The organism is Microbacterium sp. NPDC089698 (assembly GCF_044749045.1).
Taxonomy (GTDB): Bacteria; Actinomycetota; Actinomycetes; order Actinomycetales; family Microbacteriaceae; genus Microbacterium.
On the sequence record NZ_JBIVHE010000002.1, the window covers coordinates 1 to 14,220 of the forward strand.

Sequence of the window (14,220 nt, forward strand, 5' to 3'; positions counted from 1 at the left end):
CAAATCCCCACCCATAATAAACAACACCCCCCAAAAAACCTTAACCACCCAGTGCCGCCCCTGACCCCCCACCCCATCGCGTCCGCTGACTGGCACGACTCTGAGATGAGAAGGTCCCCACCGCGCCCAGCGGGACACGACGAGCCCGCTGAGTGCGGCGAACCTGCCGCGGCGGCTCAGGCGCGCAGGGAACGGAAGACCTGTGTGAGCGGATGGCCTCGCCTGCCGCCTGACGCCCCCTCGTGGGATACTCTGCTCGGGAATCATCCTTCCGGCATGCGGATAACTCGCGCCCGGATCACAGCCGAGAGGATCCGCATGGCCGCTGAGGGCTCTACGGGCGTCAAGTCCGTCTCCCGCGTCTTCGACCTGCTCGAGCTCATCGCGGACGCGGGCGGCGACGCCACGATCAGCCAGCTCGCGGCCGCCGCGGAGCTGCCGCTGCCCACGATCCACCGCCTGCTGCGCACCCTGGTCTCCCAGGGGTATGCGCGCCAACTGGCCAACCGCCGCTACGCACTCGGCCCCAAGCTCGTGCGCCTGGGCGAGGTCGCGAACCGCCAGTTCGGCCAGATGGCGATGCCGCAGTTGAAGTCCCTCGTGGACCGACTCGGCGAGACCGCGAACCTGGCCACGATCGACGGCGACAACGTCGTCTACGTCTCGCAGGCGCCGTCGCCGCACGCCATGCGCATGTTCACCGAGGTGGGCGGGCGCGCGCATCTGCACTCCACGAGCGTGGGCAAGGCGATCCTCGCGCAGCTCGGCGACGACCAGGTCCGCGACATCATCGCCCGCACCGGACTGCCGCACTCCACGGACCGCTCCCTCGGCACCGTCGACGAGCTGCTCGCCGATCTCGCCGCCAGCCGGGAGCGCGGATACGCGATCGACGACGGTGAGCACGAGGTGGGCGTGCGCTGCTTCGCGATGGCGGTGCCGGACATGCCCGTGCTGACGGCCGTCTCGGTCTCCGGCCCCATGTCCCGCGTCGGCGAGGACTTCGCCGAGCGGGCGATCCCGGTGCTGCGGGACGTCGTCGCCGAGATCTCGGCCGCGACGAACGCCCGCTGAGCCCGAAGCCGACGGATCCCTCCTCACGAGCGCCGCTCGCTCCACGAACGCGGTCGGCAGGCTCCACGAACGCAGTCGGCAGGCTCCGCGGATGCGGTCCTGAGGATGTGAACCACGCTCATCTGCGGGGCTTTCGAGAGCAATGACCCGCAGCACTTGACCTGCACCGACCCGCCGCTTTACGATTTCCATGCTCCAGAACCACTATTCCGAATCTCGGAAACTTCTGGATCGCTGAAGGCGAGGAGAGGCGATGATGCCGAACCGTGCGAATCGTCGCGCCCCGCGCGATGCCCGACAGGACGTGCCCTCCATCCGCACCCGCGCCGATCCCGGCGCGCGCGACCTCCGCACCACCCGGCCGCACGGGTCCGGCGCCTTCCCCGCACGCCCCTTGTCCTGACCCTGCCCACGCGGCACGATCGCCTTAGGACAAGCGATCGAACGTGTCGCCGGATCCGAGGAGACCCATGCCTGACATCGCCGTCACCGTCAACGGACAACAGCGCCCGCTCGTGGGGACACCCGCGCACGCCACCGCCCTGGACTGGCTGCGCGACAGCGGCCTCTCCGGCAGCAAGGAGGGGTGCGCGGAGGGCGAGTGCGGCGCCTGCGCCATGCTGCTCGCCACGCCGACGGCGGACGGCGGCACCGCGTGGACGCCGGTGAACGCGTGCCTCGTGCCGGTGTATGCGCTCGATGGCCAGGAGGTCGTCACGGCCGAGGGTCTCGGCTCTCCGGAGGATCTGCACCCCGTGCAGGAGAAGCTCGCCGAGGCCGGCGGATCCCAGTGCGGCTACTGCACCCCCGGCTTCGCCTGCAGCATGGCCGGCGAGTACTACCGTGCCGACCGGGCACCGATCGAAGCAACCGATGCGGCGGACGGTCCGTGTCCCGTCCACGATCCGGAGCACGGACCGAACGGCTTCGACCTCCACGCGCTGAGCGGCAACCTGTGCCGCTGCACCGGATACCGTCCCATCCGCGACGCCGCCTACACGCTCGGCTCGCCCGAGGCGGACGACCCGCTGCAGCAGCGGCTCGCGCAGCCCGCCCCTGAGCCGGTGGCGACCGATGCCGAGGTCGACGGGGCGCGCTTCGTCCGCCCCGCGTCGCTCGTGGAGGCCCTGCGGATCCTGCAGGACGAGAAGGACGCGCTGCTCGTCGCCGGATCCACCGACTGGGGCGTCGAGGTGAACATCCGCGGGCGTCGCGCCCCGCTCGTCGTCGCGATCGAGCAGCTGCCCGAGCTGCGCACCCTGACCGTCGGCGACGAGGTCGTCGAGATCGGCGCCGCGCTCCCGCTCTCCGAGGTGGAGAAGCGCCTGGACGGACGGATCCCCCTGCTCGCGCAGCTGTTCCCGCAGTTCGCCTCGCGCCTCATCCGCAACCGCGGCACGTTCGGCGGCAACCTCGGCACCGGCTCCCCGATCGGCGACACCCCGCCGGCTCTGCTCGCCCTGCGTGCGAGCGTCGTGCTCGCCTCTCTGGCGGAGGGCGGATCCGGCGTCGTGCTGCGCGAGGTCGACCTCGCCGACTACTTCACCGGCTACCGGCAGACCGTCAAGCGCCCCGATGAACTCATCAAGGCCATCCGGATCCCGCTGCCGCTCGCGACCACGACCGCCTTCCACAAGATCGCCAAGCGCCGCTTCGACGACATCTCCAGCGTCGCCGTCGCGTTCGCGCTCGACATCGACGGCGGCATCGTGACCGGTGCGACCATCGGGCTGGGCGGCGTCGCCGCCACCCCGCTGCGCGCCCGTGCTACCGAGGACGCGCTGATCGGAAAGCCCTGGAACATCGCCACCGTGAAGGCGGCCGCCGAGATCCTCCGCGGCGAGGGCACCCCGATGTCCGACCACCGCGCCAGCAGCGAATACCGCTCGCTCATGCTCAACACCGCGCTGCTCAAGCTGTACAGCGCGACCGTCATCGAGTCGAAGGAGGTGTCGGCATGAGCACTCTCGCCGACCGCCCGGAGAACCCCGTCGTCGGCCTGCGGGCCGCGCACGAGAGCGCCGCCCTGCACGTCACGGGTGCGGCGATGTACACCGACGACATCGCGGAGCAGACCGCGGGCGTGCTCACCGCCTGGCCCGTGCAGTCCACGAACGCGCACGCGAGGGTCACGATCGACGTGTCCGGCGCCTACGAGGTGCCCGGCGTCGTGCGCGTGCTCACCGCCGAGGACGTCCCGGGTCTCAACGATGCGGGCATCCGCAACGACGAGCCGCTGTTCCCGAGCGAGGCGATGTTCTACGGGCACGCCCTGGTCTGGGTGCTCGGCGAGACGCAGGAGGCCGCGCGCCTCGGCGCGGAGCGCGTCACGGTCGAGTACGAGCCGCTGCCCTCGCTCATCACGGTGCAGGACGCGCTCGACGCGCAGTCGTTCCAGGGCACCCCGCGCACGGTGCAGCGCGGCGACGCCGCCGCGGGCCTCGCAGCCTCGGCGCACGTCTTCGAGGGCGTGACCGAGTTCGGCGGCCAGGAGCACTTCTACCTGGAGACGCATGCGTCGTTCGCGATCCGCGACTCCGAGGGGCAGTACTTCATCCAGTGCTCCACGCAGCACCCCACCGAGACCCAGGATCTGGTCTCGCACGTGCTCGGGATCCCGGCGAACGAGATCACCGTGCAGTGCCTGCGCATGGGCGGCGGATTCGGCGGCAAGGAGATGCAGCCGCACGGGTTCGCGGCGATCGCGGCCCTGGGCGCCAAGCTCACCGGCCGTCCGGTGCGGCTGCGCCTGAACCGCACGCAGGACATCACGATGACCGGCAAGCGGCACCCGTTCCACATCGCGTGGAAGGTCGGGTTCGACGAGAACGGGCTGCTGCAGGCGCTCGACACGACCCTCACCTGCGACGGCGGCTGGTCGATCGACCTTTCCGAGCCGGTGCTGGGCCGGGCGCTCTGCCACCTGGACAACTCCTACTGGATCCCCAACGTGCACGCCTACGGGCAGATCGTGAAGACCAACAAGACGTCGAACACCGCCTACCGCGGGTTCGGCGGCCCGCAGGGCGTCTTCCTCATCGAGGACATCCTGGGCCGGATCGCCCCCCAGCTGGGGATCGATCCGCTCGAGCTGCGGCGTCGCAACTTCTACAAGCCCGGCCAGAGCACGCCGTACGGCCAGCTCGTGAAGGACGCCGATCGGCTCGAGACGATCTGGGGCCAGCTCTCGGACGAGGCCGAGGTGGACGCGCGCCGCGAGGAGATCCGGACGTTCAACGCCTCGAGCCCGCACGTGAAGCGCGCCCTGTCGATGACGCCGATCAAGTTCGGCATCTCGTTCAACTTCGCCGCGTTCAACCAGGCCGGTGCGCTCGTGCACGTCTACAAGGACGGCTCGATCCTCGTGAATCACGGCGGCACCGAGATGGGCCAGGGTCTGCACACGAAGATGCTGCAGGTCGCCGCGACCGCGCTCGGCGTCGAGCTGCACCAGGTGCGCCTCGCGCCGACCCGCACCGACAAGGTGCCGAACACCTCGGCGACGGCGGCGTCGTCCGGCGCCGACCTCAACGGCGGCGCGGTGAAGAACGCGTGCGAGCAGATCCGCGAGCGGCTCGCGAAGGTCGCGGGACGCCTGCTCGGCGTCGACGAGCGCGACGTGCGCTTCGGCGGCGGCTTCGTGACCGCGCTCGGCGCACCGGTGAACCGCGTCTCCTGGGGCGAGGTCGTCAAGGCCGCGTACTTCCAGCGCGTGCAGCTGTTCGCCGCGGGCTACTACCGCACCGAGGGCCTGCACTGGAACCCGGAGATCATGCAGGGATCCCCGTTCAAGTACTTCGCCTACGGCGCCGCGGCGACCGAGGTCGAGGTGGACGAGTTCACGGGCGCCTACCGGGTGCGCCGCGTCGACATCGTGCACGACGTGGGCGACTCGCTCTCGCCGATGCTCGACATCGGCCAGATCGAGGGCGCGTACGTGCAGGGCGTGGGCTGGCTGACCCTCGAGGAGCTGCGCTGGGACACCAGCGACGGCCCGCACCGCGGTCGGCTGCAGACCCAGTCGGCATCGACGTACAAGCTGCCGAGCTTCTCCGAGATGCCGGAGGAGTTCCACGTGCGCCTCTTCGAGAACGCGCGCGAGGAGGGAGCCGTCTACGGATCCAAGGCCGTGGGCGAGCCGCCGTTCATGCTCGCGTTCAGCGCCCGCGAGGCGCTCCGCGACGCCGTGGCGGCGTTCGGTCCTGCCGGGCACTCGGTCGACCTGGGCTCCCCGGCGACCCCCGAGGCCGTGTTCTGGGCCGTCCGCGCCGCTCAGGAGGCCGCCTCCTCGTCGGGCGCCGCCTCGACCGACACGGTCGCCGGCGCCGGCGCGGGCACCAGCACCGGCGCCCCCGCGGGCTCACCCGGATCCGACCGCCCGCTCGTCTCCACCGCCGGCGACTGACCCCCTACTTCCGAGTCGTCCCCGTCAGCGCACGCCATGGGGTCCGCTGATGGGGACGACTCGAAAGTAGAAGAAGAGCAAGACCAGCAAGAAGAGCAGGAACAGCACGAAGAGCAGGAAGAAGAGGAGCATCGTGGACTGGCTGGACGCGCTGCAGGATCTGCGGACGCGGCGGATCCCCGCCGTGATCGTGACCCTGGCGACCGTCCGCGGCCACGCCCCGCGCAACGGCGGCGCGAAGATGGTCGTCGCCCCGGCCTCGGTGCACGGCACGGTCGGCGGGGGCAACCTCGAACAGACCGCGATCGAGCAGGCGCGGCGGATGCTCGCCGACGGGTCCGCCGAACCCGAGCTGCTCGCGCTCACGCTGAGCGACAAGGCCGTCACCGAGTACGGCGTGCAGTGCTGCGGAGGAGAGGTCACCATGCTGCTCGAGCCGATCAGGGTCACCCCGGCCGTCGCCGTGTTCGGGCTCGGTCACGTCGGCCTCGAGCTCGCGCGCATCCTCGCCCGGCACGAGCTCGACCTGGTGCTCGTGGACTCGCGCGAGGAGATGCTCGCGGAGGACCGGATCGGGATCCCGGGACAGCGCGGCCCGCTCGGCGATGCGGTGGCGCGCGTGCGCGTCGTGCATGCGCCCGTCCCCGAGGCGGCGCTCCTGGAGCTGACCCCCGGCACGCACGTGCTGGTCATGACGCACGACCACGTCGAGGATCTCGCGATCGTCGATCAGGCGCTGCGCACCGCGGATCTCGGATCCATCGGCCTGATCGGATCCGCCTCGAAGTGGGCGCGCTTCCGCAAGAAGCTGCACGAGCTGGGCCAGACCGACGACGATCTCGCCCGGGTGACGACCCCGATCGGGATCCCCGAGGTCGCCGGCAAGCAGCCGGCCGTGATCGCGGTGAGCGTCGCGGCGCGAATCCTGCAGCTCATCGACGAAGCAGCACCCGCCGAGTAGACGGCTCCGCCCGGCCGTCGCCCGCCGGCCGGAGGGAAGCTCCGTCGAAGTTTATTGAACATGTTCAGTTTATCCGCTATCGTCATCCCATGACCGATCTCATGCCCCGACCGGCCGTCGCGAACGCATCCGCCGAGGCCACCGCCGCGCTCTACGGCGCCGACCACGTGCGAGACCTTTTCGACCGCATGGCGACCTCGTACGACCGGATGAACATCACCCTCTCGCTGGGCTTCGCCGTGCTGTGGCGCCGGCAGCTGCTCCGCCTCATCGGCGCGACCGGATCCCCCCGCCGTGTGCTCGACCTGATGAGCGGGCGGGGAGAGACCTGGGCGGAGATCGAACGCCGCCTGCCGCAGGCCGAGATCACCGCGGTCGACTTCTCCGCGCAGATGATGGCGCACGCCGAGACGCGCAGCCGCACCCGCTTCGGCGGACGGGTGCGGCTGCGCCAGGAGGACGCGCTGAACGGAACGGCCGCGCGCGCGTCCTTCGACGTCGTCGTCAGCGCCTACGGGCTGAAGACGTTCGACGCCCCGCAGCTGGAGCGCCTCGCGTCCGAGGTCGCGCGGGTGCTGCGCCCCGGCGGATCCTTCGCGTTCATCGACGTCACCGAGCCCACCTGCGGAGCGCTGCGGATCGCCTACCTCGCCTACCTGCGATGGATCGTGCCGCTGGCGGGCGTCCTGCTGCTCTCCGAGACGACCGAGTACCGGATGCTGCACCGCTATCTCGAGGGCTTCGGCGACGGATCCCGCGCCGTCGAGGCGTTCCGCGCCCAGCCCGGCCTGCAGGTCGAGGTGCGACGGCACTTCTTCGGCTGCGCGACGAGCATCAGCGGCCGGCGGGCCTGACCGCCGGCCGGACCGCCGGCCTGACCGCGTGCCGGAGCTCCGATGTCGGCGGCCCTTCGCATACTTGTCGGATGACGCGCGACCGCTTCCTGCCGATCCATGACCCGGAGCACCTCGCGGCCGGCGAGCGCGTGCTGGGCGCGGAGTTCCGCGCGATGAGCGAGCGCGTGCTCGCGGTGAGCGCGCTGACCTCCCGCCTCAACCTGCTGCCCTTCGACGACGAGGCGGGGCGCGCGACTCTCCTCGAGCAGATCCTCGGGCGCCCCCTTCCACCGCGCCTCACGATCTATCCGCCGTTCTACACGGACCACGGACTCCGGCTCGAACTCGGCGAGCGCGTCTTCATCAACCAGGGCTGCACATTCCTCGACTTCGCCGGCATCCGGCTGGGCGACGGCGTGATGGTGGGCCCGAAGGCGACATTCATCACGGTCGGACACCCCGTCGACCCCGAGGAGCGGCGGCAGTACCTCTCCGGCGCGCCGATCCTCGTCGGGGACAACGCGTGGATCGGCGCGGGCGCGACGATCCTGCCGGGCGTCACGATCGGCAGGGACGCCGTGATCGCGGCGGGCGCGATCGTGGCCGACGATGTCCCCGCACGCTCGCTGGTTGCCGGGCCGAAGGCGACCGTGCTCCGGAGCTGGTGACGGACCCCCGCGCCCTCACCGCTGACCGCTGACCGCTGACCGCTGACCGCTGACCGCTGACCGCCGACCGCTCACGATCTCCGCACAGCGGAAATCAAGATCCGCCTGACGGACTTCATTCTTGTGCGTGCGGCCGAACCGCCGTAGAATCGTCGCAGGCCTAGGCGGGTTGCGACAGCAGAACCATCTACCGGGCATCCCAGGCGGTGACGCCGTGGATTGTGACCCGGGGTTCCTCCCTCGCCACAGGCCCGATGCACCGCCCTTGATCAGGCGCCGATGGCCGGCACCTGGATGAGGAAGGTGCCCCATGCTGGATCGCATCCACGAGTACGCCGAATGCCTCGCCGACCCGGATCGGTGGGCGATCGCGACGATCGTCGAGGTGTCCGGATCCGTCCCCCGCCCCGCCGGCACGTCGATGGCGGTGCGCGACGACGGGCGCACGATCGGATCCGTCTCGGGAGGCTGCGTCGAGGGCGCGGTCGTCGACGCCGCGCTCGCGTGCCTCGAGTCCGGCGCGACCGAGCTGCACTCCTTCGGCTACGCCGACGACGACGGCATCTCGATCGGCCTGATGTGCGGAGGCGATGTGCGCGTGCTGGTGCAGCCCCTGCGCACCCTCGGGGCTGCCGAGCCCGCGACCCGCGCGCACCTCGTGCGCGACCTCCCGCTGCACGACACGACGGCCGGGTCCCTCCTCACGGCGGAGGGCCTCGGGATCGCGCTCCGCGCGGACGCGCTCTGCGCGGCGTTCGACGGGGACGAGCTGCCCGACGAGCTCGCGCGCGCGGCCGGGCACGCCAGAGATCGGATCCGCGCGGCGCTGCGCGCGGGCGGCACGCACGTGGTCGACGTGACGGACCGTGCCGCGCCGGAGTGCCCTGTCGTACGGCGCCTGCTGATCGAGTCGACGACCGCGCCCGCGCGACTCGTCATCTACGGCGCGAACGACTTCTCCGCGGCGCTCGCGCAGGCAGCCGCTGCGCTGGGGCGGCACGTCACCGTGTGCGACGCGCGGCCCGTGTTCGCCACCCGTGCCCGCCACCCCGGCGCACATGAGGTCGTGCTGATGCACCCGGCCGAGCACTTCGCCCAGGAGCTCGCCGCCGGCCGCATCGACGGCCGGACCGCGATCGTGATGCTCACCCACGACCCGCGCTTCGATCTGCCGGTGCTCGACGCCGCGCTGCGCCGCGAGGTCGCCTATGTCGGCGCGATGGGATCCCGCGTCACCCACGACAAGCGCGTCCAGGAGCTGCGTGCCGGAGGGCTCTCCGCCGCGCACCTCGGCCGGCTGCACTCCCCGATCGGCCTGGATCTGGGGGCGCGCACCCCGGCCGAGGTCGCGGTGTCGATCCTGGCCGAGCTGATCCTCGTCGAGTCGTCCACACGGGCCGGATCCGGCGACGCTCCTGCGGCCGCGCGACGCCCCGCATCGCCCGCACGGCTGCGGGACACTGCCGGCGATGTGCACGACGACGCGCGGCGGAACGCCGCACGCACGTTCTGCGCCGCCGCCCCGGCGACGATGGCGGCGCCCGCAACCGCGACGGCGACGCTGCGACGCACGACGGCGACGGCGACGGCGACCAAGGAGGCTCTGGCATGGATGTGACGAGCGTCGATGAGGTGCTGATGTGCGCGGATCCGCGGCAGTGGCGTCAGGGGGATTCCTGGCTCGCCGGCGGCACCGTCCTCTACTCCTACGGCACCGACATCACCCGCGGCGCCCCCACCCGGCTCCTCGACATCACCGGCGCCGGCTGGCCCCCGCTCACGTGGCATCACCCACCTTCGAGTCGTCCCTATGAGCGCACCCCAGAGGGTCCGCTGACAGGGACGACGCGAGAAGTGGAGGGGGCGCCGGCGTTGGAGATCGCGGCGACCTGCCGGATCGCGGAGCTGCGCGCGCTCGCCGACGAGCCGTTCCCGGGGGGCGTGCCGCGAGCGACACTGCCGGGGCTCGACCTGATCCCGCCCGCGTGCGACGCCTTCGTCGCATCCTGGAAGATCTGGAACGTCTCGACCGTGGGCGGCAATGTCGCGACGGGCCTCCCCGCCGGTCCGATGATCTCGCTGCTGAGCGGCTGGGACGCGACCGCGGTGATCCTCTGCCCGGACGGCACCGAGCGGCGCACGCCCGTGGCCGAGCTCATCGTCGGCCCCGCCCGCACCAGGCTCGCCGACGGCGAGCTGATCCGCAGCTTCCTCGTGCCGGGCGACGCCCTCGCGCAGACCCCGGCGTTCCGCCGCATCTCGCTCACCGAGCGCGGGCGCTCCGCGGCCCTGCTGATCGGCCGGCGCACCTCGGCGTCGTCGCTGCGCCTCACCGTGACGGCCTCGACGTTCCACCCGATCCTGCTCGACGTGACCGCGGATCCGGGTGCCGTCACGGCCGCGGGAGCCGCCGCGCGCGCCGTCCGCACCGACCCGGCGCGCGCCGGCCGCACCGACCCCGCGCGCACCGTCCGCGCCGACGGCGCCGCCTGGCGCGACGCGATCGACGCCGTGGTCGCCCGCACGCGCGGCTGGTACGACGACATCCACGGCGAGCCGGCCTGGCGGCGGCTGATGACGCACCGCCTCGGCGAGGAGATCCTCGCCGAACTGCTGCCGGAGTCCGCGACCGGCATCGACGACGCGATCGGGCGGGTCACGGGCGACCTGCGCATCGAGAGGAGCACGCTGTGAGCGGTATTCCGACGACCCGCATGGATCATGAGACATCGGATCCGACACGAGACACCACGGCTGCCGTGGTGTCTCCCGCAGAAAGTGACGTCTCGCGAGCGCCCCACGCCTGCGGCCCGCACGCGACCCTGGACGAGCGCACGGTCGCCGTCGACCCCGAACCGGGGCAGTGCCTGCGCACCTGGCTGCGCGATCAGGGCTCCTACGGCGTGAAGAAGGGGTGCGACGGCGGCGACTGCGGCGCCTGCACCGTGATCGTCGACGGCGATCCCGTGCACAGCTGCGTGTATCCCGCCCACCGCGCCGCCGGCCGCGACATCGTCACCGTCCAGGGCCTCGGCACCCCCGAGGATCCGCATCCGGTGCAGGAGCGGTTCCGCCGCGCCGCCGGCTTCCAGTGCGGGTTCTGCACCGCGGGCATGGTCTGCACGGTCGCCTCGATGCCGCAGGGCGCCGAGGAGGACCTCGGCCGCACGCTCAAGGGCAACATCTGCCGGTGCACCGGCTACCGCGCGATCGAGGACGCGGTGCGCGGCGCCGTGAACATCGACGACCGCGCCGGCGGGGTGGGCCGTGCGACGGGCGCCCCCGCCGCGACCGGGGTCGTCACCGGCACCGTCCGTTACACGATGGACATCGACCCCGCAGAGCTCCCCGCGCCGCTGCTGTACGCCGCCGTGGTGCGCAGCCCCCACGCGCACGCCCGCGTGGTCGGGATCGATGCGACCCGCGCCCTCTCCGCCGACGGCGTCGTGCGCGTGCTCAGCCGCGACGACGCCCCGACGACCGTCTTCTCCACGGCGCAGCACGAGATCGAGGCCGACGACCCCTACGACACCCGCGTGTTCGACGAGTACGTGCGCTTCACCGGGCAGAGGGTCGCCCTGGTCGTGGCGGAGTCGCAGCGCGCGGCGGACCGCGCCGCGCGCCTCGTCGACGTCGAGTACGAGGTCCTGCCCGCGAACACGGATCCGGAGCTGGCCGATCACCCGGACACGGTCGCGCTGCACGGTGCGGCCTCCCCCGCCGGGCGGCGCGCGCGGGCGCAGGGCGGATCCGTGCCCGATCCCGAGGGCGTCGCCCGCGCCGAGGCCAACATCGTCATGGAGATGAGCTCCGAAGTCGGCGACCTCGCGGCCGCGCTCGCCGCCAGCGACGTCGTCGAGGAGCGCACCTTCCACACCCACCGCGTCTCGCACACGGCGCTGGAGACCCACGGATCCCTCGCCTGGCAGGATCCGGACGGCCGCTTCGTGGTGCGCAGCAGCACCCAGGTGCCGTTCCTCGCCCGGCGCACCCTGGCCCGGATCTTCGGCATCGAGAAGGAGCGGCTGCGCGTCTACTCCGCCCGCGTCGGCGGCGGCTTCGGCGGCAAGCAGGAGGTGTTCACCGAGGATCTGGCCCTGCTCGCGACGATGGCGACCGGCCGCCCGGTGCGCGTCGAGTTCTCCCGCAAGGAGGTGCTGACGGCGACGAGCGTGCGGCATCCGTTCCGCATCCGCGTGCGCATGGGCGCGACCGCGGACGGCCGGATCACGGGCATCGGCGTCGACGTGCGCTCCAACACGGGCGCCTACGGCAACCACGGCCCCGGCGTGATGTTCCACGGCGTGGGCGAATCGATCGCGGTCTACCGCGCGGCGGCGAAGAAGATCGACGCCGACGTCGTCTACACGAACACCGTGCCCTCCGGCGCGTTCCGCGGCTACGGCCTCAGCCAGATGATCTTCGCGATCGAGTCGACCGTCGACGAGCTCGCCCGCCGGCTGGGCAGGGATCCGCTCGCGTTCCGCGCCGCGAACCTCATCGGGCAGGACGACGCCATGATCGCCGCGCACGAGGAGCCCGACCTCATCATCGGCAGCTACGGCCTCGACGAGTGCGTCCGGATCGTGCGCGACGGGCTCGCGCGCGACCGGGAGGACGACCGTGCCGCGCTCGCGCCCGGATGGCGGCTCGGGGATGGATCCGCGGTCGCGATGATCGCCACGGTCCCGCCGCGCGGGCACCACTCGCACACCGTGATCCGGCTCGAAGCCGATGGGGCGTTCGGCCTCGACGTCGGCACGGCGGAGTTCGGCAACGGCACCTCCACCGTGCACCAGCAGATCGCCGCGACTGTGCTGCAGACCACGACCCGCGCCGTGCGGCTGCGCCAGTCCGACTCGGATCTGGTGCCGCACGACACCGGCGCGTTCGGCTCGACCGGAACCGTCGTCGCGGGGCGGGCCACGCACGCGGCCGCGACCGCGCTGGCCGAGCGCATCCGCGCCCGTGCCGCCGAGCTGCTGGACGCGCCGGTCGCCGAGTGCGTTCTTACGGGAGACCGCGTGATCCGGGGGGAGCAGTCGATCACGCTGGCCGACCTCGCCGCCGACGCGGAGCGCCGCGAGGAGATGCTCGAAGAGAAGGGGTACTGGGGCGGCACGCCGCGCTCGGTCGCGTTCAACGTGCAGGGGTTCCGCGTCGCGATCGACGAGGCCACGGGTGAGCTGCGGATCCTGCGGTCGATCCACGCCGCCGATGCGGGCGTCGTGGTCAACCCCGAACAGTGCCGGGGTCAGGTCGAGGGCGGCATCGCGCAGGGCATCGGCGCCGCGCTGCACGAGATCGTGCGGCTGGACGAGAACGGCACCGTGGTGTCGGACATCCTGCGGCAGTACCACGTGCCCACGTTCGCCGACATCCCGCGGTCCGAGGTGCACTTCGCGCAGACCTCCGACGTGCTGGGCCCCCTCGGCGCCAAGTCGATGAGCGAGTCGCCGTTCAACCCCATCGCCCCGGCGCTGGCGGCGGCGATCCGCGACGCGACGGGGATCCGGATGACCGCGACCCCTTTCACGCGCGACCGGATCCACGCCGCGGTCCTCGAGCGGGATGCGGCGGAGGCCGGCCGATGACCACGCGCTCCCGTCACGCGATCGTGCTCGCCGCCGGACGCGGCACCCGCCTCGGCCGCGGGCCCAAGGCGCTGCTCCCCTGGAACGGCGAGGTGCTCGTCACCAGGGCCGCCCGCGCGGCGGCGGAGGCCGGCTGCAGCGTCACGGTCGCGGTGGGCCCCGCCGCCCGCACGGCGCGCAGCTGGCTCCGCGCCCGCTGCCCGGCCGCGCACGTGGTCGAGGTGCACGACGCGCAGCTGGGCATGTCCGCGTCCCTGCGCGCCGCGGTGCTGCCCCTCGTGGTGACCGATGCCCCGCCGCACGCCGTGGTCGTGCTGCTCGTGGATCAGCCCGGCGTCGACGCGTCTGTGATCCGGCGGCTGTTCACGGCCCACGTGCCGGGACGCGTGACCCGTGCGACGTGGCACGGCGTACCGGGCAATCCGGTGGTGTTCGGCACGGGCGAGCTGTGCTCCGCCGCGGCCCTCGCCGAGGGCGACGCCGCGGCCCGGGCGTGGATCACCAGGAACCGTCACCTCGTGGACGACGTGGAGTGCGCCGATCTGGGCCGCGGCGACGACATCGACGAGCCGGCCGACCTCGCGTCCTGGCCGGAGCTGCGCATCCCCCGCTGACCGCCGCGCGACCCTGTCGCACCCGAGGCCGAAGCCTCACCCGGCGGTGTGCACGCCGAAGCCCCCGG

The 14,220-nt window shown here is 72.3% G+C and carries 10 protein-coding genes; all 10 read left to right on the forward strand.

The window, feature by feature from the left end:
* Positions 1-318 precede the first annotated feature (318 nt).
* Positions 319-1,074, forward strand: coding sequence for an IclR family transcriptional regulator (locus ACIPY5_RS07125; protein WP_400968536.1), 756 nt, complete (start codon positions 319-321; stop codon positions 1,072-1,074).
* Positions 1,075-1,544: 470 nt separating this feature from the next.
* The gene (locus ACIPY5_RS07130; protein WP_400968539.1) at positions 1,545-3,035 is read left to right on the forward strand and encodes a xanthine dehydrogenase small subunit; all 1,491 of its coding nucleotides are present in this window, start codon (positions 1,545-1,547) and stop codon (positions 3,033-3,035) included.
* The gene (xdhB, locus tag ACIPY5_RS07135) at positions 3,032-5,479 is read left to right on the forward strand and encodes a xanthine dehydrogenase molybdopterin binding subunit (protein WP_400968542.1); all 2,448 of its coding nucleotides are present in this window, start codon (positions 3,032-3,034) and stop codon (positions 5,477-5,479) included. Before ACIPY5_RS07130 ends, xdhB begins: the two co-directional genes overlap by 4 nt.
* A 133-nt stretch (positions 5,480-5,612) precedes the next feature.
* On the forward strand, positions 5,613-6,440 hold the full coding sequence (gene xdhC, locus ACIPY5_RS07140; RefSeq protein ID WP_309342452.1) for a xanthine dehydrogenase accessory protein XdhC: 828 nt from the start codon (positions 5,613-5,615) through the stop codon (positions 6,438-6,440).
* An 89-nt stretch (positions 6,441-6,529) separates the two neighbouring features.
* Positions 6,530-7,294 carry a class I SAM-dependent methyltransferase gene (locus tag ACIPY5_RS07145; RefSeq protein ID WP_400968546.1) on the forward strand — a complete coding sequence of 255 codons (765 nt, stop codon included), beginning with the start codon at positions 6,530-6,532 and terminating at the stop codon, positions 7,292-7,294.
* Between the two features lie 71 nt (positions 7,295-7,365).
* Complete coding sequence (locus ACIPY5_RS07150; RefSeq protein ID WP_400968549.1) at positions 7,366-7,944, forward strand: DapH/DapD/GlmU-related protein; 579 nt, start codon at positions 7,366-7,368, stop codon at positions 7,942-7,944.
* A gap of 310 nt (positions 7,945-8,254) precedes the next feature.
* Entirely contained in the window at positions 8,255-9,562 is a 1,308-nt protein-coding gene (locus tag ACIPY5_RS07155; RefSeq protein WP_400968552.1) for an XdhC family protein, read from the forward strand.
* Positions 9,553-10,638: an FAD binding domain-containing protein gene (locus ACIPY5_RS07160; protein ID WP_400968555.1), complete on the forward strand. Its 1,086-nt coding sequence runs from the start codon at positions 9,553-9,555 to the stop codon at positions 10,636-10,638. The genes ACIPY5_RS07155 and ACIPY5_RS07160 overlap by 10 nt, the downstream gene beginning before the upstream one ends.
* Entirely contained in the window at positions 10,635-13,538 is a 2,904-nt protein-coding gene (locus ACIPY5_RS07165; RefSeq protein ID WP_400968558.1) for a molybdopterin-dependent oxidoreductase, read from the forward strand. Before ACIPY5_RS07160 ends, ACIPY5_RS07165 begins: the two co-directional genes overlap by 4 nt.
* Positions 13,535-14,152, forward strand: a complete 618-nt coding sequence (locus ACIPY5_RS07170; RefSeq protein WP_400968561.1) for an NTP transferase domain-containing protein — start codon at positions 13,535-13,537, stop codon at positions 14,150-14,152. The genes ACIPY5_RS07165 and ACIPY5_RS07170 overlap by 4 nt, the downstream gene beginning before the upstream one ends.
* The last annotated feature ends 68 nt before the right edge of the window (positions 14,153-14,220 follow it).

What these genes read in the sequence shown, in the direction of transcription:
- ACIPY5_RS07160 (WP_400968555.1), top strand. Translation starts at nt 9,553, where the DNA reads ATGGATGTGACGAGCGTCGATGAGGTGCTGATGTGCGCGGATCCGCGG.
- ACIPY5_RS07145 (WP_400968546.1), top strand. Translation starts at nt 6,530, where the DNA reads ATGACCGATCTCATGCCCCGACCGGCCGTCGCGAACGCATCCGCCGAG.
- xdhB (WP_400968542.1), top strand. Translation starts at nt 3,032, where the DNA reads ATGAGCACTCTCGCCGACCGCCCGGAGAACCCCGTCGTCGGCCTGCGG.
- ACIPY5_RS07125 (WP_400968536.1), top strand. Translation starts at nt 319, where the DNA reads ATGGCCGCTGAGGGCTCTACGGGCGTCAAGTCCGTCTCCCGCGTCTTC.
- ACIPY5_RS07155 (WP_400968552.1), top strand. Translation starts at nt 8,255, where the DNA reads ATGCTGGATCGCATCCACGAGTACGCCGAATGCCTCGCCGACCCGGAT.
- ACIPY5_RS07170 (WP_400968561.1), top strand. Translation starts at nt 13,535, where the DNA reads ATGACCACGCGCTCCCGTCACGCGATCGTGCTCGCCGCCGGACGCGGC.
- ACIPY5_RS07130 (WP_400968539.1), top strand. Translation starts at nt 1,545, where the DNA reads ATGCCTGACATCGCCGTCACCGTCAACGGACAACAGCGCCCGCTCGTG.
- ACIPY5_RS07150 (WP_400968549.1), top strand. Translation starts at nt 7,366, where the DNA reads ATGACGCGCGACCGCTTCCTGCCGATCCATGACCCGGAGCACCTCGCG.